General features: G+C 62.0%; 18 protein-coding genes and 1 pseudogene. 11 read left to right on the top strand and 8 right to left on the bottom strand.

Annotated elements, in window-relative coordinates; genetic code table 11:
- Positions 1-143, top strand: a pseudogene (locus tag K6M89_RS11255) (sugar ABC transporter ATP-binding protein); the annotation flags it as partial.
- Between the two features lie 6 nt (positions 144-149).
- On the opposite strand, the gene K6M89_RS11250 reads toward K6M89_RS11255, so the two are convergent.
- The 4 genes from K6M89_RS11250 to K6M89_RS11235 form a co-directional block, all read right to left on the bottom strand.
- Complete coding sequence (locus K6M89_RS11250) at positions 150-2,396, bottom strand: glycoside hydrolase family 2 protein (RefSeq protein ID WP_222139478.1); 2,247 nt, start codon at positions 2,394-2,396, stop codon at positions 150-152.
- Positions 2,397-2,651: 255 nt separating this feature from the next.
- The gene (locus tag K6M89_RS11245; RefSeq protein ID WP_222139477.1) at positions 2,652-3,563 is read right to left on the bottom strand and encodes an SMP-30/gluconolactonase/LRE family protein; all 912 of its coding nucleotides are present in this window, start codon (positions 3,561-3,563) and stop codon (positions 2,652-2,654) included.
- A 94-nt stretch (positions 3,564-3,657) separates the two neighbouring features.
- Complete coding sequence (locus K6M89_RS11240; protein WP_222139476.1) at positions 3,658-4,479, bottom strand: SDR family oxidoreductase; 822 nt, start codon at positions 4,477-4,479, stop codon at positions 3,658-3,660.
- A 91-nt stretch (positions 4,480-4,570) separates the two neighbouring features.
- Positions 4,571-5,752 (bottom strand): phytanoyl-CoA dioxygenase family protein, encoded by a 1,182-nt coding sequence (locus K6M89_RS11235; protein WP_222139475.1) that lies wholly within the window; start codon positions 5,750-5,752, stop codon positions 4,571-4,573.
- A gap of 96 nt (positions 5,753-5,848) precedes the next feature.
- Between K6M89_RS11235 and K6M89_RS11230 the strand changes: the two genes are divergently transcribed.
- Both K6M89_RS11230 and K6M89_RS11225 read left to right on the top strand, forming a co-directional pair.
- Positions 5,849-6,874 carry a LacI family DNA-binding transcriptional regulator gene (locus K6M89_RS11230; RefSeq protein WP_222139474.1) on the top strand — a complete coding sequence of 342 codons (1,026 nt, stop codon included), beginning with the start codon at positions 5,849-5,851 and terminating at the stop codon, positions 6,872-6,874.
- Positions 6,875-6,937: 63 nt separating this feature from the next.
- Complete coding sequence (locus tag K6M89_RS11225) at positions 6,938-8,155, top strand: adenylate/guanylate cyclase domain-containing protein (RefSeq protein ID WP_097580518.1); 1,218 nt, start codon at positions 6,938-6,940, stop codon at positions 8,153-8,155.
- 12 nt (positions 8,156-8,167) lie between these two features.
- Here the strand turns inward: K6M89_RS11225 and K6M89_RS11220 are convergent, their stop codons facing one another.
- The 4 genes from K6M89_RS11220 to K6M89_RS11205 all read right to left on the bottom strand — a co-directional run bounded on the left by K6M89_RS11220 (position 8,168) and on the right by K6M89_RS11205 (position 11,532).
- Positions 8,168-8,947 (bottom strand): SDR family oxidoreductase, encoded by a 780-nt coding sequence (locus tag K6M89_RS11220; protein ID WP_222139473.1) that lies wholly within the window; start codon positions 8,945-8,947, stop codon positions 8,168-8,170.
- Between the two features lie 77 nt (positions 8,948-9,024).
- Positions 9,025-9,420 (bottom strand): DoxX family protein, encoded by a 396-nt coding sequence (locus K6M89_RS11215; RefSeq protein ID WP_222139472.1) that lies wholly within the window; start codon positions 9,418-9,420, stop codon positions 9,025-9,027.
- A gap of 97 nt (positions 9,421-9,517) precedes the next feature.
- Complete coding sequence (gene dgoD / locus K6M89_RS11210; RefSeq protein ID WP_222139471.1) at positions 9,518-10,666, bottom strand: galactonate dehydratase; 1,149 nt, start codon at positions 10,664-10,666, stop codon at positions 9,518-9,520.
- Between the two features lie 65 nt (positions 10,667-10,731).
- On the bottom strand, positions 10,732-11,532 hold the full coding sequence (locus tag K6M89_RS11205) for a FadR/GntR family transcriptional regulator (RefSeq protein ID WP_246642398.1): 801 nt from the start codon (positions 11,530-11,532) through the stop codon (positions 10,732-10,734).
- A gap of 164 nt (positions 11,533-11,696) precedes the next feature.
- Here K6M89_RS11205 and K6M89_RS11200 point away from each other — a divergent pair, with 164 nt between their 5' ends.
- The 8 genes from K6M89_RS11200 to K6M89_RS11165 all read left to right on the top strand — a co-directional run bounded on the left by K6M89_RS11200 (position 11,697) and on the right by K6M89_RS11165 (position 19,485).
- Positions 11,697-12,680: an arabinose ABC transporter substrate-binding protein gene (locus tag K6M89_RS11200; protein WP_222139469.1), complete on the top strand. Its 984-nt coding sequence runs from the start codon at positions 11,697-11,699 to the stop codon at positions 12,678-12,680.
- Between the two features lie 69 nt (positions 12,681-12,749).
- Complete coding sequence (gene araG / locus K6M89_RS11195; protein ID WP_222139468.1) at positions 12,750-14,255, top strand: L-arabinose ABC transporter ATP-binding protein AraG; 1,506 nt, start codon at positions 12,750-12,752, stop codon at positions 14,253-14,255.
- A gap of 17 nt (positions 14,256-14,272) precedes the next feature.
- On the top strand, positions 14,273-15,223 hold the full coding sequence (gene araH, locus K6M89_RS11190; RefSeq protein WP_097580490.1) for an L-arabinose ABC transporter permease AraH: 951 nt from the start codon (positions 14,273-14,275) through the stop codon (positions 15,221-15,223).
- The gene (locus K6M89_RS11185; protein ID WP_222139467.1) at positions 15,220-16,110 is read left to right on the top strand and encodes an aldose 1-epimerase; all 891 of its coding nucleotides are present in this window, start codon (positions 15,220-15,222) and stop codon (positions 16,108-16,110) included. Before araH ends, K6M89_RS11185 begins: the two co-directional genes overlap by 4 nt.
- Positions 16,110-16,889 (top strand): SDR family oxidoreductase, encoded by a 780-nt coding sequence (locus tag K6M89_RS11180; protein ID WP_222139466.1) that lies wholly within the window; start codon positions 16,110-16,112, stop codon positions 16,887-16,889. Before K6M89_RS11185 ends, K6M89_RS11180 begins: the two co-directional genes overlap by 1 nt.
- 149 nt (positions 16,890-17,038) lie before the next feature.
- A complete protein-coding gene (locus K6M89_RS11175) occupies positions 17,039-17,470 on the top strand; it encodes an OsmC family protein (protein WP_010028352.1) in 432 nt (143 codons plus the stop codon).
- Positions 17,471-17,686: 216 nt separating this feature from the next.
- Positions 17,687-18,295, top strand: a complete 609-nt coding sequence (locus tag K6M89_RS11170) for a TetR/AcrR family transcriptional regulator (protein WP_064694220.1) — start codon at positions 17,687-17,689, stop codon at positions 18,293-18,295.
- 50 nt (positions 18,296-18,345) lie between these two features.
- Positions 18,346-19,485 carry an efflux RND transporter periplasmic adaptor subunit gene (locus tag K6M89_RS11165; RefSeq protein ID WP_222139465.1) on the top strand — a complete coding sequence of 380 codons (1,140 nt, stop codon included), beginning with the start codon at positions 18,346-18,348 and terminating at the stop codon, positions 19,483-19,485.
- Positions 19,486-19,488: the final 3 nt, after the last annotated feature.

The following is a 19,488-nucleotide window of genomic DNA, read 5'->3' as shown; positions in this document are numbered from 1 at the left end:
CCGTCACCAAACTCGGCGGCAAATCCGTCGTCGCCCGCCTGCGCGCCGATGCCGGCATCGCCCCGGGCCAGAACACCCGCCTTGCCTTCAATCTCGACAAGGCCGTGTTCTTCGATCCCGACAGCCAAATGCGGATTGCGTGATGGTCGTCAAGCGGCCGCCGTCACAGTAAGGGTCACCGGCGCAAAACGCGAGGAGACCGCTTCGACGGTGATCTCGCCGACCAGCCCCGTTGCCTCCAGCCAGAAGCCCGCGGCGCCGCCCTGCAGCGGCACATTGGCCGGGCCGACGATTTTTCCGGGTCCATGCACCTTCAGCGCAATACTGTCGTTCATGAAGGGCAGTCGCTGGCCGCATTGGTCGAGGGCGCGAATGATGACGCGGGTGCTGTCGCGTTCCCGGGCTTTCAGCGTGTGGCTGTCGGCGACGATTTCCAGCGTCGTCGGCAGAGGATCGGCGGCAAACGTCAGGCTCGCCACCGGTTCGCCGCCGATATAACCGGTCAAGGTGCCGTCGATCCATTCCAGCCCCCAGGTGCCGAGCTCGTCGGCGGTGAAGTGGTGATGATCGAGCACGACGGGCGGATGCGGCAGATGCGGATAATTCTCGCGGTCCGGGCCGATGCGCTTGCTGAGCCCGCCATATCGCAGTTCCACCTCGTCGCAATTGGTCAGAATGATCAACGGCAGCACGCCGCCGATATTGCGCTCACCGCGTGCCCAGAAGGTCGCGGGCTTCATGACGATCTCGTCGGACGGGTCGCACTGGCTGATATAGGCATAGGCGGCGAATTTCGGCTCGCGGAACATGTCCATGACGCCGTGATAGCAGATGCGGTCGCCGGAGCCGAAATCCTTGTGGGTGTTGTAATCGAACATGCACCAGCCGATCGCGCCCGAAATATCGGGGTCGCCATAGGCGGCATTCAGCACCTCCAGGTGACGGCGCACATGCTCGGCCTGGCGCTGCTCCTGGTCATAAATCTTCGTCGGGTGCATGTGGCCGTTGAACTCGGTGATCAGATACGGCACTTTTTTCGACAGCCCGGTATTTTCCTCTTGGCCGCGCAATGCGGTGCGCGGGCGGTTGGCGCCCGGCAATTCCTCGTTGCCGAGGATGAAGTCGTTCATCGTGTAGACGTCTTCGAGCAGTTCGCTCTCGGTGATGTAACGCACGCCGCCGGTCTGGCGGGTGCTGTCGAGCTCGCGGGCGAGGCGATTGGTCTCGGCGTAAAAATCGTGATTATCCTGGGACTCGTTGATGCGCACGCCCCAGATGACGATCGAGGGATGGTTCCAGTCGCGCTCGATCATGCGGCGGACGTTCTCGATCGATTCCTTCTGCCAGTCGGCATCGCCGATATGCTGCCAGCCGGGGATCTCCTCGAAGACCAGCAGGCCGATCGCATCGCAGCGGTCGAGGAACCATCTCGACTGCGGATAATGCGAGGTGCGGACGATATTGCACTTCAGCACGCCCTTCATGATGTCGGCGTCGCGCTCCTGGGCGGACCGGCCGGCGGCATAACCGACATAGGGGAAGGACTGATGACGGTTGAGGCCGCGCAGCTTCAGCGGTCTGCCGTTCAAGAGGAAGCCTTCCGGCGTGAATTCGGCGGTGCGGAAGCCGAAGCGGCTGGAGACACGGTCGGAGCCGTGCTCCGTCCTGAGTTCGACGGTGACCTCGTAGAGCGTGGGATCGATGATGTCCCACAGGGTAATACTGGTGAGGCCGCCGAAGGAAAGCCTGGTGCGGTCGCCGATCGTCTCGGTTGCTGCGGTGGCGATCACCGTGCCGTCAGCCTGCTTCAGCGTGGCGGTGACAGTCGCCGAGAAGCTGCGGCCGTCGGGATTGGCGATATCGACGCGGATCGTTGCCGATTTCTCCGGCGCGAGAACGTCCGCAGTTTCGATCTTGAGATTGCGGATCGACACCGGATCGGTGACCTTCAGCCAGACGTCGCGGTAGATGCCGGCATAGGTCAGATAATCGATGCGGCCGCCGAAGGGCGGGATCTCAGGATTTTCGCTGCCGTCGATCTTGACGGTCACGAGGTTCTCGCCCTTGATGAGCTTGCCGGTGAAACGGGCCTCAAAGGGGGTGTAGCCGTCCTTATGAGCGATGATTTCTTCGCCGTTCAGATAGACGACGCTGTCGGCCATGGCGGCGTCGAAAACGAGCGAAACCTCGCGGTCCTCGAATTCGGGCAGCCAGCGCAGCACTTTCTGATAGGTGAAGGCGCGCTGATAGCTTTTCTCGTCGAAATAGTTGAACGGCAGTTCGACTGCGGTGTGGGGCAAGCTGACCGACTTGGCGGCGTCGAAGCTTTCGAGCAGACGCTGTCCGAAGCCCTCGTGGAAACTCCAGCCTTCGTTGAAGGAAACGACGGAACGCATCTCAAGCTCTCCCGGTCATGGCATCAGAAGTGGTGCGGCGCCCTTCGGCGCGTGAAAATCGGGTCATCGGGACATCCCTTCTTGATGCAATGGATCTGCGAGCTGCCAGAACAGGATGTTGTCCGAAAACCGCTCACGGGTTTCGGCATCATGCTCTGAAGCACGCACATCGAATCTCATTCGTGTGACGCGCTTTAGCTTTTTTTATGCACGTCGTCATCCCGGTACGGCGATCTCCAAGCCGGTGCCTAATCCTCACGGATATTGGGCGCCGTTGGTCTTCGTATAGATCGAATAGACCGAGCGCGTCGCGGTGATGAAGAGCCGGTTTTTCTTGGGGCCGCCGAAGGTGAGGTTGGAGACCGTCTGCGGCACCCTGATCTTGCCGAGCAGCGTGCCGTCGGGCGAAAAGCAATGAACGCCGTCGCCGGCACTCGTCCAGAGATTGCCGCCGATATCGAAGCGGAAGCCGTCGGGATTGCCGACATCGAGGCTGCAGAAATAGCGGCTGTTTGCGAGCCTCCTGCCGTCGACGACGTCGAAAACTCTTATATGTCGCGGCACGTCATGTTTTGCCGAGCCGGAATCGGCGATGTAGAGTTTCGTCTCGTCGGGCGAGAAGGCAAGGCCGTTCGGCTGGATGAAATCCTGGACAACGGCCTCGATTGCGCCGCTTGAAGGGTCGATCCGGTAAACGTTTCGGGTTGGCTGCTCGGGCTCGGCCTTATGGCCCTCGTAATCGGACAGGATGCCGTAGGTCGGATCGGTGAACCAGATCCCGCCATCGGAATGGACGACGACATCGTTCGGCGAGTTCAGCCGTTTGCCCTTGTAGCTGTCGGCGAGAACGGTGATGCTGCCGTCGAACTCGGTGCGGGTGACGCGGCGGCCGCCATGTTCGCAGGAGATAAGCCGGCCCTGCCGGTCGCGGGTGTTGCCGTTGACGTAATTGGAGGGCGAGCGGAAGACCGAGACCGTGCCGTCGGGCGTCCAGCGCATCATGCGTTCGTTCGGGATATCGCTCCAGAGCAGGCAGTTGAGGTCGGAAAACCAGACCGGGCCTTCCGTCCAGCGGCAACCGCAATAGAGTTCCTCGAGGGCGGCGCTGCCGATGACCAGAGCGCCGAAACGTTCATCGCGGGTGTCGTAAAGCGGATTGTCTGCCACGCCAGTTCCTCCCTGAATGCTGCCGCCCTTTTCCTAGCGACAAACGCTGGGAGGTGCCAGAGCCCGGCGAGCGGAAATGCCGGGCTCCGGTTTTTCAGAGGGCGGCGACCGGATGCGGCGAGCCGTCATAGGCCCCCCAGATCGACTGGTCGAAGCAGATGACCGAGCCGGTCATCAGGCCGGATTCGGCCGACGACAGGTAAGTGCAGGCGCGCGCCACCTCATGCGGATCGACGAGGCGGCCGAAGGGCTGGCTGGCCCCCGCCTTTTCCAGCCAGTCGGCGGGTGCATCGTGATATTCTCGCTGGATGCGGTCCTCGCCTTCGGACGCCATCCAGCCGATGTTGAGGCCGTTGACGCGGATTCGGTTGCGCAAAAGCGCATAGGCGGTGTTCTTCGTCAGCGTTTCCAACGCTCCCTTGGAGGCACAGTAGGCGGCGATGAAGGGTTGGCCGGCTTTGGCCGACATCGAGCCGATATTGACGATGGTGCCTTCGGTCTCTTCGCGGCGCATGACCTTCACCGTCTCCTGCATCAGGAAAAACGGCGCGCGGACATTGACGGCGAACATGGCGTCGAAGAGTTCCTGGCTGGTATCGAGGATGGTGCCGCGATCGGTAATGGCGGCGGCATTGACCAGTGCGTCGACCCGGCCGAAGGCCTCGTCGCAGGCGTACACGACATTCCGTGCGTCTTCGACCTTGCCGAGGTCGGCCTTGACGTAGACGACCCTGGTGCCGGTTGCAGCGGATATCTCCGCTGCCTTCGCCTCGCCCTTGGCTTCGTTGCGGCCGCAAATGACGATGCCTTTCGCACCGCGTTCGGCGAAGAGACGGGCAATGGTGGCGCCCAATCCTTGCGTGCCGCCGGTGACGATGGCGATCTTGCCGTCGAGACGGCCGTGGTCTGTGCTCATGTGGTTCCTCCCTGATGATGATATGCAAATAGCCTCCCGCGTACGGGAGGCGGTTATGGCAGTGCGGATGAGGGGGCTCCAGTCTCCAAGTTCAGCTCAATTTCTTCCTCGCCTGCTCGGCAAGCGCTGCCGTAAAGGCCTCGTCGCTCCAGCCTTCCTTCAATGCCTCGTGCATCAACTGTGCCTGCGTCTTCGGCGCCAGGCCGCCGAGCGGCGGGTCGCGGTCGAGATTGGTCGGGAAGGAATAGCCTTCGGCGCAAGCGGCGACGGCGTTGGTGATTTCATCGGGCGTAAGCCTGCCCTGTAGGGTTTTCAACGCGGGGAAGAGCCTGGCGCTCATCCTCTCGCGGTTGACGGTCTCCATTGCCCGGCCGAAGGCGGAGGAGACCTGCAGGAGGTTGGCGACACGCTTGATGTCGGCCGAGCGGTTGGTGCCGGCGGCGTGAAAGACGGCGGGATTGAAGAAGACGACGTCGCCTTTTTCGAGCGGCAGCTGCACGTGGTTGGCTTCGAAATAATCGCGGAACTCCTGGCGCTTCAGCGCGAGATAACCCGGCACATAGCTCTGGCTGTGCGGCAGGAAGAGCGTCGGGCCGCTTTCGAGCGGCATGTCGCAATGGGCGACCGCGCCCTGCAGCGTCAGCACCGGCGAAAGCCGGTGCACATGCGCCGGAAACTGCTCGATCACCTCAGACGACTGGAAGCCGAGATGGTAGTCGCGATGCGCCGACTGTGCTGCGCCGCCCGGATTGACGCGGTTGACCTGCGCCGTCATCTGATAGCTCGGGCCGAGCCAGGCTTCGCTTGCCAGCGCGACGATGGCGTTGCTGTAATATTCGGCGAAATTCGTTGGATCGGCGAGGCAATGTTTTTCCAGCGAATTCCAGATCCGGTCGTTGGCGCCGGGCTTGGCGAAGTGATCGCCGCCACCGGTCGAGGTGCGGTGCTGCTCCTCGATGATCTGATCGAAGATCGCGCTGGCGCGGTCGATGATGCCGGCATCCTCGTAAGCATGTTTGAATACGATGACGCCGGGGCCGTCGCCGAAGGCCTCGCAGATTTCGGCCAGCACGGCGCGCCGGTCTTCCGCTACCGCCGCCATCACCTTGCGGCTGTCATAAATCAGGATGTTTTTCTCGACCGCTGACGCGGTGGGGTAATCGGCAAGCGCGGTCGTCTTTTCCGCAAGACGGCGAAAATCGGCAAGATCGCAGGCATCTTCGGAGAGCCAGACACGGTCGGCGCGCAATTTCTGCTGGTTATCGATTTTCATCCCAGGCTCCTCCCTGTTTCCGATGGGGGCACTATACGCCGCGGTGCGAGGTGATGTAGATCAGGAATCCATCAAAAAACCATCAGGAAGGGTCCCATGGCGCATGCTTTTCTCGTCAAGGACATCGCCTTTCAGGCCGGACTGAGCACCGCCACCGTCGACCGGGTGTTGAACGGCCGACCGGGCGTGCGGCAACAGACGGAAATGCGGGTGAGAGCGGCGATCGCGGAACTGGAGAAGCAGCAGGCGGGGGCGATGAGCAGCGGGCGCACGCTGGCGATCGATATCGTCATGGAGACGCCGCAGCGTTTCAGTGATGCGGTGCGGGCCGCCTTCGAGGCCGAGATGGCAACCTTTCTGCCCGGCGTCTTTCGCTGCCGCTTCCACTTTGCCGAAGTGCTGAAGCCGGTAGAACTTGTGCAGCTTCTCGATCGCATCCGGCTGCGCGGCACGCACGGTATCGTGCTCAAGGCCCCTGATGTCGGCGAGGTCGTTGCCGCCGTCGCGCGGGCGGATGCGGCCGGGATTCCCGTGGTGACGCTGGTGACCGACCTGCCGAATTCGGCGCGCATCGCCTATGCCGGCGCTGACAACCGGGCGGCGGGAGAAACTGCCGCCCATCTTGTCGGCGAATGCCTCGGGCGTGACGGCGGCAAGGTGCTGGTGACGCTGTCGAGCGGGCGGTTCCGCGGCGAGGAGGAGCGCGAAATCGGTTTTCGCCGCGTCATCCGCGCCCATTACCCCGACATCGGCGTCACCGAAATCAGCGAGGGGCACGGCAGCGATGCGGCGACGGGAACGCTTGCGGTGGCAGCGCTCGCGGCCGATTCCGCGATCAACGCCGTCTATTCGATCGGCGGCGGCAACCGAGCCGTGCTGGCAGCCTTCGAAGCCGCCCACCGTCCGGTCCGCGTCTTTGTCGCCCATGATCTCGATGCCGACAATCGGGCTTTGCTTGCGGCACGCCGGATCGGCTTCGTCCTGCATCATGATCTCAGAACCGATGCGCGTTCGGCCTTCAGGGCGATCATGAGCAGCGAGGCCTCGGCCCGGCGGACGGTTCCGGCCTTTCTTTCAGCGGTTGAAATCATCACGCCCTACAACATGCTGGCCGGCGATTGAACCAATCGGCTTTCCATCGATGCCGGATTTGGGCTAAAGCTTGATATGAGCGAGGTAAGCGGCATGGATTACAGCGACGTCAGCACAATTGCGGCCTGGGTTACGGAGCAGGGACTGAAGGGCGCTTCGGAAGCAGAACTGATGACCGGCTTCTGCGCGGCCTGCCGGAATGCCGGCCTGCCGCTCGACCGCGGTCTGGCGCTGATGGACACGCTGCACCCCGTGCATGAGGGCCGAGCCTTCCGCTGGGACAGCGTGGAGGAGATCGAAGCCGAATTCGAATACGGTCCGACGAGCTCGGGCGAAGCGGCCGCGAACTGGCAGCGCTCGGCCTTCTACCATCTCTGGTCGGGCAACGAGCGGGAGGTGCGCCGACGCCTGGGCTTTGGCGATCCGACCGATTTCAGCATGCTCGACAAGATCGCGGAAGCCGGCCACACGGATTTCGTGGCGATGATGCATCGTTTCAGCGAAGCCGGCACAATCGGCGAAATGGATTGCTTCTTCTCGCATTTCGCGACGAAACATCCTGAGGGTTTTTCCGATCACGATCTCGCCATCCTGCGCAAGCTCGTGCCGGTCCTCGGATTGGCGATCAAGTGCATCGCGCTCGGGCGCATCGCCCGCACCATCGCCGAAGTCTATCTCGGTGAGGACGCGGCGCGCCAGGTAATGGAAGGCAAGATCAGCCGCGGCAAGTCGGAGCGGATTTCCGCGGCGCTCTGGTTTTCCGATCTGTTGAACTACACAAAGATTTCCGACCGTGTACCGCCCGAGGAAATCATCCCGCTGCTAAACGATTACAGCGAGGTAGCGATCTCGGCGATCCACGAGGCGGGCGGCAATGTGCTGAAGCTGATCGGAGATGGTGTGCTTGCGATCTTCAAGGGCGAGGTGCCGGCTGAGACATGCCGTGCGGCGCTCAGTGCCGAATCGCTGCTGCGGGAAAAGCTCGCCGCGCTGAATGCCGCCCGCGCGACCGACGGCCGGGCGACGACGGACGTCTATATCGGTCTGCATATCGGAGATGTCTTTTACGGCAATATCGGCAGCCAGGACCGGCTGGACTTCACCGTCATCGGCCCTGCCGTCAACGAGGTCAGCCGGATCGCCTCGATGTGCCGTTCGGTCGATCTCAACCTGCTGATCTCCTCTGATTTCGCTGCGGCCATACCCCAGGAAGAGCGTGCCGCGCTCGCATGCGTCGGACGTTATGCGTTGCGCGGCGTGCAGCGCGCGCAGGAACTGTATACGCTTGACAGCGCCCGACTGAACGGCTGATTTCCAGGGCCGTTAGCGCAAAAGGCTCTGGCCGCCATCGATCCAGATTGGCGTGCCGGTGATGTGACGGGCGTGGTCGGATGCGAGGAAGAGGATCGCCTCGGCGACATCCTCGCTCGAACCCTTCTTGCCGTTGGTGATCGGAATTTCGCCTTCCGGCCAAATGACCGGCACTTCGGTCTCCTCGCGATGGCGCATGGTGGTGTTGGCGGCAATGCCGGTTTCGATCGCTCCGGGGCAGACGGCGTTGATGCGGATGCGATGTTTGCCGAGTTCCAGCGCAAGCTGCTGGACCATGGCAACTTGTGCCGCCTTGGTGGCGGTATAGGCGGTGGCGCCGGGCGTCGTAAAGGTGCGGGTGCCGTTGATCGAGGAGACGACGACGATGGAGCCGCCATTCCGTTTCAGATAGGGCACGGTCAGATGGAGAGTCAGATAGGTGCCGCGCAGATTGACTGCCATCGTCTGATCCCATTCGTCAGGCTTCAGATCATCGATCGGTGCCCAGACGCCGTTGATGCCGGCATTGGCGACGACGATGTCGATGCCGCCGAAGGCCTCGGTCATCCTGTCGATCGCCGCCCGCATCTGGGATTCGTCGCTCGTGTCGGCCGTCAGTGCGATCGACCGGCCGCCGGCAGCGACGATCTCGTTGCAGGTTTCCTGCACTTCGCTTTCCGTGCGGCTGAGGACCGCGACCCTTGCGCCTTCGGCGGCAAGCTTCAATGCAGCCGCTTTGCCGATGCCGGAGCCTGCCCCCGTCACCAAGGCGCTCTTTCCCTCTAATGCCATGAGACGCTCCTCTGCCAAGTGGTGGAGAAGCAATGATCGCCGCGGCTCTTGGTTCCGGAACGATTGTGGATCGATCGCTATTTCAACAGGCTGTAGCGCAGCGCCCATCTCTCCGGCCCATGGACGGCGGCGAAGAGCAGGCCGGCGAGGAAGGTGAAGTGATCGACGAAGAAGCCGAATTCGGCCTGGTTCTGCTGCCAACGAGACGCTCCGTGGAAGGCAAAGGCGAGGAAGATCACGTAGATGCCTGCGAGCAGGCTGGCTTCGGCAAAGAAGGCCCCGGAGATGAAGGCGAGCGCCAGCGCGATCTCGAAGAAGGCCGCGACCCAGGTAAGCAATGTCGGCATCGGAAAACCGGCGGCAGTGATATAGCCCGCCGTCGCGCCGATATCGGCGAATTTGAAGCCGGCGGCCATGAAGAAGATGAAGCTGAAGATGACGCGGGCGACGATGATTGCGATTGCTCTGGCCATGCTGGATCTCCTCTTTGAGTTTCCACTATGACGGATGAGACGGGCGATATCCGACACGGCGCATGAAAAAGGGCCGCTTGCGCGGCCCCTCCAATCTTTACCACTCGGCGAAGCTGCCGTCGGCATGGCGCCAGATCGGATTGCGCCAGCGATGGCCTTGCTTGGCGCGCTCGATGACATAGGCCTCGTCGACCTCGATGCCGAGACCGGGCCCCTGCGGGATCGAGACGAAACCATCGGCATAATGCAATACCTCCTTGTTGGAGATATAATCGAGAATGTCGTTGCCGGTGTTGTAGTGGATGCCGAGGCTCTGTTCCTGGATAAAGGCATTGTAGCTGACGGCATCGACCTGCAGGCAGGCGGCGAGCGCGATCGGGCCGAGCGGGCAATGCGGCGCCAGCGCCACGTCATAGGCTTCGGCCATCGCCGCGATCTTGCGGCATTCGGTGATGCCGCCGGCATGCGAAAGATCCGGCTGGATGATGTCGACATAGCCGTCGGAAAGGACCTGCTTGAAGTCCCAGCGCGAAAAGAGCCGCTCGCCGAGCGCGATCGGCGTCGAGGTATGGTTGACAATATCGCGCAGCGCTTCCTTGTTTTCGGAAAGCACCGGCTCCTCGATGAACATCAGCTTGTAGGGCTCGAGCTCCTTGGCGAGAACTTTCGCCATCGGCTTATGCACGCGGCCATGGAAATCGACGCCGATGCCGATATGCGGGCCGATCGCCTCGCGGATGGCGGCGATGGTCTCGACCGCCTTTTCCACTTTCTCGTTAGTATCGACGATCTGCATTTCTTCGCAGCCGTTGAGCTTGATCGCCTTGAAACCGCGGGCGACCACGTCCCTGGCATTGTTGGCGACATCGGCGGGTCGGTCGCCGCCGATCCAGGAATAGACCTTGATGCGGTCGCGGAGCTGGCCGCCGAGCAGCGAATGGATCGGCTGGCCGAGGGCTTTGCCCTTGATGTCCCACAGCGCCTGGTCGATGCCGGAGATGGCGCTCATATGGGCAGCACCACCGCGATAGAAGCCGCCGCGATACATTACCGTCCAGTGGTCCTCGATCAGGAAGGGATCCTTGCCGATCAGGTAGTCTTCGAGCTCGTGGACGGCGGCCTCGACCGTCAGCGCGCGGCCTTCGACGACCGGCTCACCCCAGCCGACGATGCCTTCGTCGGTCTCGACCTTCAGAAACAGCCAGCGCGGCGGAACAATATAGGTGGTGAGTTTGGTGATCTTCATCGCGGTTCTTTCCGTCTTTTCCCATGTTTCACGCGGCGGCGGCGCCGCTCATTCCTCAGCAACCATTATCTGGTTCTGCCGATCACCTTTTCGGCGGCGGCAAGGTCGCGCACCGCAAGGTCGAGCATGCGGTTGGCGCATTCGCGGGCGCCGGTTTTGTCGCGCATGCGCAGTGCCTCGACCAGCTGCCCGTGAACGAGCACCGCATCCTCCCGGTTTTCGACGGCGATGTTGGAGGCATGCAATGCATATTTCAGCGCCGCGTGGATGGCGCTCGACAGGCGGCGGAAGACCTGGTTGTGGCTGGCGGTGAGCAGCACCGTATGAAACATCAGATCGGCGTCGGTGAAGCTTTCCGGTTCGCCGGCGCTGTCGCGCATCTGCCGCCAGGCCTTGTCGAGATCGGCGATCTCCTGGGCGCTGGCGCGTTCGGCGGCATATTCGGCGGCTGCCGGCTCTATGGTGCGCCGGGCTTCGAGAATGCAGCCCAACAGGTCAAAGTCCTTGATGTAAGGCCCCATCCAGTTGAGCACCTCGGCGTCCAGGATATTCCACTCGTCCCTGTCGCAAACGGTCGTTCCGACCCGCGGCTTGCCGCGGACCAGTCCCTTGGATTCCAGCACTTTCAGCGATTCGCGAATGACGGTGCGGCTGACGCCGTAGAGCTCGCAGAGGTCGTTCTCGCGGGGCAGCGGCGAGCCCGAGGGATAGCGATCCGCACAGATATCCTGCGCGATCGCCGCCGTAACGTTACGGCGTACGCGCGGCCGGCGTTCGCTGCTGCTGGAGCTTTCCGCTCGGCCCTGTCCCTCAGATTCCAACTTCACCTCTCCGCAACTTGCTCCCGGGAAGCAACCGGACCTCATTATCCGAATTCGATCGGCTTTGCGACGGGTCCTCCCGGCTCTCGTTGCTATGCTACTATTATAATCATCATACATTGGCAATTGACTGGTATGATGATTTAACATAATTCATTGGACACTGCCGGGGAGGCAGTGGCTCGATTTCAGAGTTTAGGGAGAGAGACATGCGCTTGTTCAAAGCAGCTATTGTGGCTGGCGCTTTCGCCATCCTGGCAGCCGGCTCGGCATTTTCCGCCGACGTGAAGATTGGATTCATCGTCAAGCAACCCGAGGAGCCGTGGTTTCAGGACGAGTGGAAATTCGCCGACCAGGCAGCCAAGGAGAAAGGCTTCACCGTCGTCAAGATCGGCGCTGAAGACGGCGAGAAGGTTCAGTCGGCGATCGACAATCTCGGCGCTCAGGGCGCGCAGGGCTTCATCGTCTGCACGCCCGACGTCAAGCTCGGCCCCGGCATCGTCGCCAAGGCGGAAGCCAACCAATTGAAGCTGATGACGGTCGACGACCGCCTCGTCAGTGCCGACGGCAAGCCGCTGGAAGACGTGCCGCATATGGGCATTTCGGCCACCAAGATCGGCGAGACAGTCGGCCAGGCCATCGTCGACGAGATCAAGAAGCGTGGCTGGGACATGAAGAATGTCGGCGCGATCCGGGTTTCCTACGATCAGCTGCCGACCGCGGTCGATCGCGTCGAGGGTGCGATTTCGGTGCTGAAGTCAGCCGGCTTCCCGGCCGAGAATATTTATGACGCGCCGCAGGCGAAGACCGATACGGAAGCGGCGCTCAATGCCGCGACCACCGTTCTCAACAAACATGCCGATGTGAAATACTGGGTCGCCTTCGGCCTCAACGACGAAGCCGTTCTCGGCGCCGTCCGTGCCTCCGAATCGGTCGGCATTCCGGCGACCAACATCATCGGCGTCGGCATCGGCGGGGCGGAATCGGCGATCAACGAATTCAAGAAGCCGGCGGCGACGGGTTTCTTCGGCACCGTCATCATCTCGCCGAAGCGCCATGGCTACGAGACGGCGATCAACATGTACGACTGGATCGCCAACGGCAAGGAGCCGGCAAAGCTGACGCTGACCTCCGGGTCGCTGGCGCTGCGCGGCGACTACGAGAAGGTCCGTAAGGATCTTGGCATCGAGTGATCATCTCCGGATGATGTCAATCCGGCAGCACCCGAGCGTGCTGCCGGATTCCTTCTCGGCGGAGCGGTGATGGCTTTCCTCGAATTCAACAATATCTCCAAGGGCTATCCCGGCGTGCAGGCGCTGGCGAGTGTTTCCTTCACCGTCGAGAAGGGCGCCGTCCACGGCCTGATGGGCGAAAACGGCGCTGGCAAATCAACGCTGATCCGCGTTCTTTCCGGCGATCAGGCCGCCGATGACGGCAGCATCTTGATCGACGGTGAGGAGCAGAAATACGCCTCCGTGCGTGACGCCTTCCATGCCGGCATTGTCGTCATCCATCAGGAACTGCAGCTCGTTCCGGAGTTGACGGTGGCCGAAAACCTCTGGCTCGGGCGCTTTCCGGCCAAGGGCGGCGTCATCCAGTCGAAGACGCTGATCGAAACGGTGCGCGCGAAGCTCGAGGAGGTCGGCATCGATGTCGATCCGTCGGCCAAGGTCAGCTCGCTTTCGATCGGCGCGCGGCAGATGATCGAGATCGCCAAGGCCGTGATGCTCGACGCGCGGGTGATCGCGCTCGACGAGCCGACCTCCTCGCTTTCCTCGCGTGAAAGCGAAATCCTGTTTTCGTTGATCGGCAGGCTGAAGGCGAGGGGAGCCGTCATCCTTTACGTCTCGCATCGTCTCGACGAGATTTTTCGACTTTGCGACAGCCTGACGGTGCTGCGCGACGGCAAGCTTGCCGCCCATCACCCGAAGATCGCCGAGACGACGCGTGAACAGATCATTTCGGAAATGGTCGGGCGCGAGATCAGCAATGTCTGGGGATGGCGCGAACGCGCGCCCGGCGACATCCGGCTGGAGGTCAAGGGCCTATCCGGGCCGAGGCTGCGCAATCCGATCAGTTTTTCCGTGCGCCAGGGCGAAATTCTCGGCTTCTTCGGCCTGATCGGCGCCGGCCGCAGTGAGATGGCGCGGCTGCTTTATGGCGCCGATGCCAGCGATCAGGGCCAGGTCACGATCGACAGCATTGCCGTGTCGCCCAACAATCCGAAGGCTGCCATCAGGGCCGGCATGGTGCTCTGCCCGGAGGATCGTAAATTCGACGGCATCATCCAGGGCCGGTCGATCGAAGAGAACATCGCGATTTCATCACGCCGGCACTTTTCGCCCTTCGGCGTTCTGAAGCCGAAGATGGAGGCGGTGCAGGCAGACCAATTTATCGCCAAGCTTCGGGTGCGCACACCGTCGCGCCGGCAGGACATCGTCAATCTCTCGGGCGGCAATCAGCAGAAGGTCATTCTTGGGCGCTGGCTCTCCGAGCAGGGCATCAAGGTTCTCGTCATTGACGAGCCGACCCGCGGGATCGACGTCGGGGCGAAGTCGGAAATCTACGACATCCTCTATGAGCTGGCGGCCGGCGGAATGGCGATCGTGGTGATATCGAGCGAGTTGCCCGAAGTCATGGGCATCTGCGATCGGATCATGGTGATGTGCCAGGGCAGGGTGGCGGTCAATGTCGCCCGGCCGGATTTCGACGAGCGCAGCATCCTGACGGCGGCACTGCCCGATAAGAATGCCGCCGGCACCATTTAAGATCAGGAATACGGACAATGAATGCGTTGAAAAAAACCCTTCTCGGCGAACAGGGGCTGGTGGTGATCTTCGCCGCCGCCTTCGTGATCGTCTCGCTCTTCGTCCCGAACTTCCTGACCGAGCGAAATATGCTGGGGCTCTTGCAGTCGGTCGTCACCATCGGCATCGTCGCCTGCACGATGATGTTCTGCCTAGCATCGCGCGATTTCGATCTTTCGGTCGGCTCGATCGTCGCGTTCTCCGGCATGATCGCCGTAATGGTCTCGAACGCGACGGGTTCGATTCCGGTCGGTCTGCTGGCCGCCCTGCTGTGCGGCGCCATTGTCGGCTTCGTCAACGGCATCGTCATTGCTCGCTTTCGCATCAATGCGCTGATCACTACGCTTGCGACGATGCAGATCGTGCGCGGGTTGGCGCTGATCGCCTCGGATGGCCGCGCCGTCGGCATCAATGACCCGGCCTTCTATCAACTGGCCCTGTCGCGCTTTGTCACCGTGCCGACGCCGATCTGGATTATGCTGATCCTTTTCGTCGTCTTCGGCTTCGTCCTCAATCGCACCGTCTTCGGCAAAAATACGCTGGCGATTGGCGGCAATCCCGAGGCCTCGCGGCTTGCCGGCGTCAATGTCGTCAACACACGTATCTGGATCTTTGCGCTGCAGGGCCTCGTCTGCGGCATTGCCGGCATTCTGCTTGCCTCGCGCATCACCTCCGGCCAGCCGAATGCGGCGACCGGGCTCGAGCTGTCGGTCATTTCCGCCTGCGTTCTTGGCGGGGTTTCGCTGGCCGGCGGCCGGGCGGCGATGAGCGGCGTCATTGTCGGCGTGCTGATCATGGGCATTGCCGAAAACGTTATGAATCTCCTCAATATCCAGGCATTCTATCAGTATGTCGTGCGCGGGCTGATCCTGCTGATCGCGGTGCTGCTCGACAATTTGAGATCTTCGGCCGCGGGACGACGTGGATGAACAACGGACATGGCGGAGATGAAATCGAGCTGAGCCACGGCGATCTCTCGGTCAGGGTCAGCCGCCGGGGCGCTGCCGTCACCGCCGCAACGTTTCGGGGCAAGCCCTTTCTCCTTCCAACTGGCGGCCCAGGCGGAATTTTCGCGAATTTTCCCATGGTGCCGTTCAGCAACCGGGTGGAAGGCAATGCCATGTCCTTCGGCGGACGCGACTATGTCTTCCAGCGAAATTGTCACGATCCTCTCTACCTGCACGGCGATGGCTGGATCAGCCTTTGGCAGCTGGAGGAATCGAGCCCCGAGCATGTGCAGCTCAGCTTTTCGCGTGATGCCGACGGCATTTCGCCCTACGCCTATCTCGCCCGGCAGGAGATCCGTCTAGCCGGCAATCGACTGGCGCTGGCACTCTCCGTGGAGAACCGCGGTGAGGCGGCTCTGCCCTTCGGCCTCGGTCAGCATCCTTTCTTCGTCAGGACGCCGGAAACGCGATTGACGATTGCAGCCGACCGCTTCTGGAACGAGCGGCACGACCATCTCCCCGGAGAGCCCGGACCGGTCCCTGATGATTTCGATTTCATGTCCGGCAAGCCGCTGCCGCGGCTCTGGATGAACAATGCCTTCGAGGGATGGGACGGGCGCGCAGCCATCGCCTGGCCGGAGCTTTCAATTCAGGCGGCGCTGGAAGCTGATGCCGCGCTCGGCCGGTTCATGCTGTATATGCGGACCGACCGCACGGATTTCTTCTGCCTCGAACCGATGAGCCATCTGCCGAACGGCCATCACCTGCCTGAGCTCGGAGGCCTCATGCCGCTTGCGAGGGGTGAGGTCCTTTCCGGCAAGGTCACGATCGAGCTGTCAGCGCTGCCGGTTCAACCGGAGGGAAGATGATGAGCAACCGCCTACAGGGCAAGAACATCCTGATAACGGGCGCTGCGCAAGGTATCGGCCTTGCGATCGCGAAGGCGTTCATCAGCGAAAATGCGGCCGTCTATCTCGTTGACCGCGATGCGGCGCTGCTGGCTCGGGCAGCGGCGGATCTCGCGAGCACCGGCGCCCGCGTCGGTTATCTGCCAGCCGATATAACCGATGCCGGAACGATCACGCGGGTGGTTGCCGAGGCGAATGAGGAGATCGGTCTGTTGAACGCGCTCGTCAACAATGCAGGGGTCAACGTCTTTGCCGAGCCGCTCGCGACGACCGACGACGAATGGAACCGCTGTTTCGACATCAACCTCAAGGGCGCATGGAATTGCTGCAAGGCGGTGCTGCCGGGCCTGATCGAACAGGGCGGCGGCGTCATTCTCAACATTGCATCGACGCATGCCTTCACCGTCATCCCGCACACATTTCCCTATCCGCTGGCAAAACATGCATTGCTGGGCATGACGAAATCGCTCGGTCTCGAATATGCGGCCCGCAATATCCGGGTCAACGCGCTGGCGCCGGGCTATGTCTCGACGCAGAAGGTGATCGATTACTGGAACAGCTTTCCCGATCCGGAAGCGGCAAAGGCCGCGACGATGAGGCTGCATCCCGGCGGGCGGATCGCAACACCGGAGGAGATCGCCATGGCGGCGGTGTTTATGATCTCCGACGAGTGCCCGTTCATGAACGCGACCTGCCTGACGATCGACGGCGGCCTCAGCGTTCTGCAGCATTCCGCCTGAAAGGGCTTCAAGCCGGCTGATTTTTACAGGCCTGTCGTCTTCTGGCGATAGAGCATTATATTGCCATCGGGAAGACAATCTGATCTCCCGCAGGCATGGAGCGGCACCCTGCCGCTTCCTCGAAAGCACAATCGAAACAGGAGGACGGCATGCAGATCAATCGCACGGCTTCGGCCCATTGGACCGGTGGCCTCAAAGACGGCAAAGGCCTGATCTCGACGCAGAGCGGCGCCCTGACAGACTACCCTTACGGCTTCGCCAGCCGCTTCGAAGGCATTCCCGGCACCAACCCGGAAGAGCTGATCGGTGCTGCCCATGCCGGCTGCTTCACCATGGCGCTGTCCTTGATCCTCGGTGAAGCCGGTTTCACCGCCGAGCATATGGAAACTTCCGCCAAGGTGACGCTCGAAAGCGTCGAGGGCGGCTTTGCCGTCACCGCCATCCATCTTTCGCTCTCCGGCCGCATCCCCGGCGCCGATGAGGCGACCTTTACCGAACTCGCCAATAAGGCGAAGGCCGGCTGCCCGATTTCCAAGGCGCTCGCCGCCGTTCCGATCACGCTCGACGTCAAGCTCGCCTGATTGCTGCTGCCGCCGACGGGAAGTGCCGCGCCTCTCTGTCGCGGCACTTTCCAATTTCCTCACGTCTTTCCGAGAATTCGCTGTGTTCAATGCGCCGGGCTGCTCCGATAGCCCTTCGCGTCGCATTCCCGTGCCGGTATATTGACAAATGCCGGCTGATATTTTACGACTGACGAAATTCGAAAATCGTCAGTCGTAACTCGGACTCCGAAAACCATGAACGACATCGCGGAAAATACGCTCGACGTCACCCGGCAGGAGAATGTCACCCGCATTCTCGATGCGGCCGAGCGGCTGTTTCGCCACTATGGCTACAGCAAGACGACGGTGGCCGACATTGCCCGCGATCTCGGCATGTCGCCGGCCAATATCTATCGGTTCTTCGCCTCGAAGGTGGAAATCCACCAGGCGCTCTGCGGGCGCATGCTCGCCACGGCCTATCAAATCGCCTACGACATCCGCCATCAGCCGATCAGCGCCAGCGAGCGGCTGCGCCGCTATGTCGAGACCCAACATCAGTTGACGCTCGATCTGATGCTCGACGAGATGAAAGTGCATGAGATGATCATCGTTGCGATCGAGCGCGACTGGCATGTCATCGAGAAGCATATCGACCGCGTCCATGATCTCATTGCCGAAATCATCGCTGAAGGGATCGCGGCCGGCGAGTTTGCCGAGCAGGACCCGGTCGTTGCCTCGCGCTGCTTCGGCGCGGCGACGATCAATCTCTGTCACCCGCAGATGGTGGCGCAATGTCTTGCCAAAACCAACCGCGCGAGCGTCGACGAACTGATCGATTATGTGATCAGGGCGCTGAAGAAATAACGGGCGGCAGCCGCCGCCGAATCCCCCGAAACGATCCAGGAGTGCGGAAGATGTTTTCGCTCAAGACCCTCAGCCACCGCATGCCGTCCGTCGCCAGCCTTGTGCTCGTCAGCGCCGTCGGCATCGGCCTTTCCGCCTGCTCGGAGGAGAAGGCCGAGGTGAAAGAGGTCATCCGGCCGGTGAAGGTCGTCGAGATCGCCAGGGCCGGCGACACCCGCAAGCTCGATTATTCCGGTTCGGTCAAGGCGCGCACGGAGATGAACCTCGGATTCCGCGTCGCCGGCAAGATCACCGAACGCCTCGTCGACATCGGCGATCGGGTGACGCCGGGTGACGCTCTCGCCCGCATCGACGCCACGGATTACCAGCTGGCTGTCAAGACGGCTGAAGCCAATCTCGCCGCGGCCGAAAGGGGTGTGGAAACCGCCGATCTCGCCAACAAACGCGCCGAGCAGCTTTTCGACAAGAGCGTCGCTCCGAAGTCGCAGCTCGAACAGGCAGCCCTCAGCCACGACCAGGCGATTTCGCAGCGCGATGCCGCGCTTTCCGCGCTCGACCAGGCGAAGAACCAGGTAAGCTATACCGATCTCAAGGCCGGCCAGAACGGCATCGTGACCGCGATCAATGCCGATATCGGCCAGGTCGTCGGCTCCGGCACCGCCGTCGTCACCGTTGCCGTCGACGGCGAGAAGGAAGTGCAGATCGCCGTTCCGGAAAACGATATCGCCGAATTCAAGCCGGGCAAGACGGTCAAGGCAAGCTTCTGGGCCGACGACAGGCTGGTGCTTGACGGCAAGGTGCGTGAAGTCTCAGGCAGCGCCGACCAGCAGTCGCGCACCTTTGCGGTTCGGGTGAGCCTGCCGAACGATCCGCGCGTGCTTCTCGGAATGACGGCGACGATCGAGGCCGATGTCAGCAACGGCAACAGCTACGTTTCGATCCCGCTCAGCGCGCTCGCTGAAAAGGACGGCAAGCAGATGGTCTGGACCGTCGACCGCGACACGGCGACTGTGCATGGCCGCGACATCAAGGTCGCCGATTTCACCGGCGACGGCGTGCATGTGACCGAGGGCCTCGATACCGGCGATCTCGTCGTTGCCGCCGGCACGCAGTTCATGCACGAAAATCTGAAGGTGAAGGTGCCGGACCAGCAATCGGCCCTGGCCGCCACGGACCAGACGGTCCGCTGATCG

This window comes from Rhizobium croatiense, assembly GCF_019793465.1.
Lineage (GTDB): Bacteria > Pseudomonadota > Alphaproteobacteria > Rhizobiales > Rhizobiaceae > Rhizobium > Rhizobium croatiense.
This window is presented reverse-complemented; position numbering and strand designations above follow the sequence as displayed.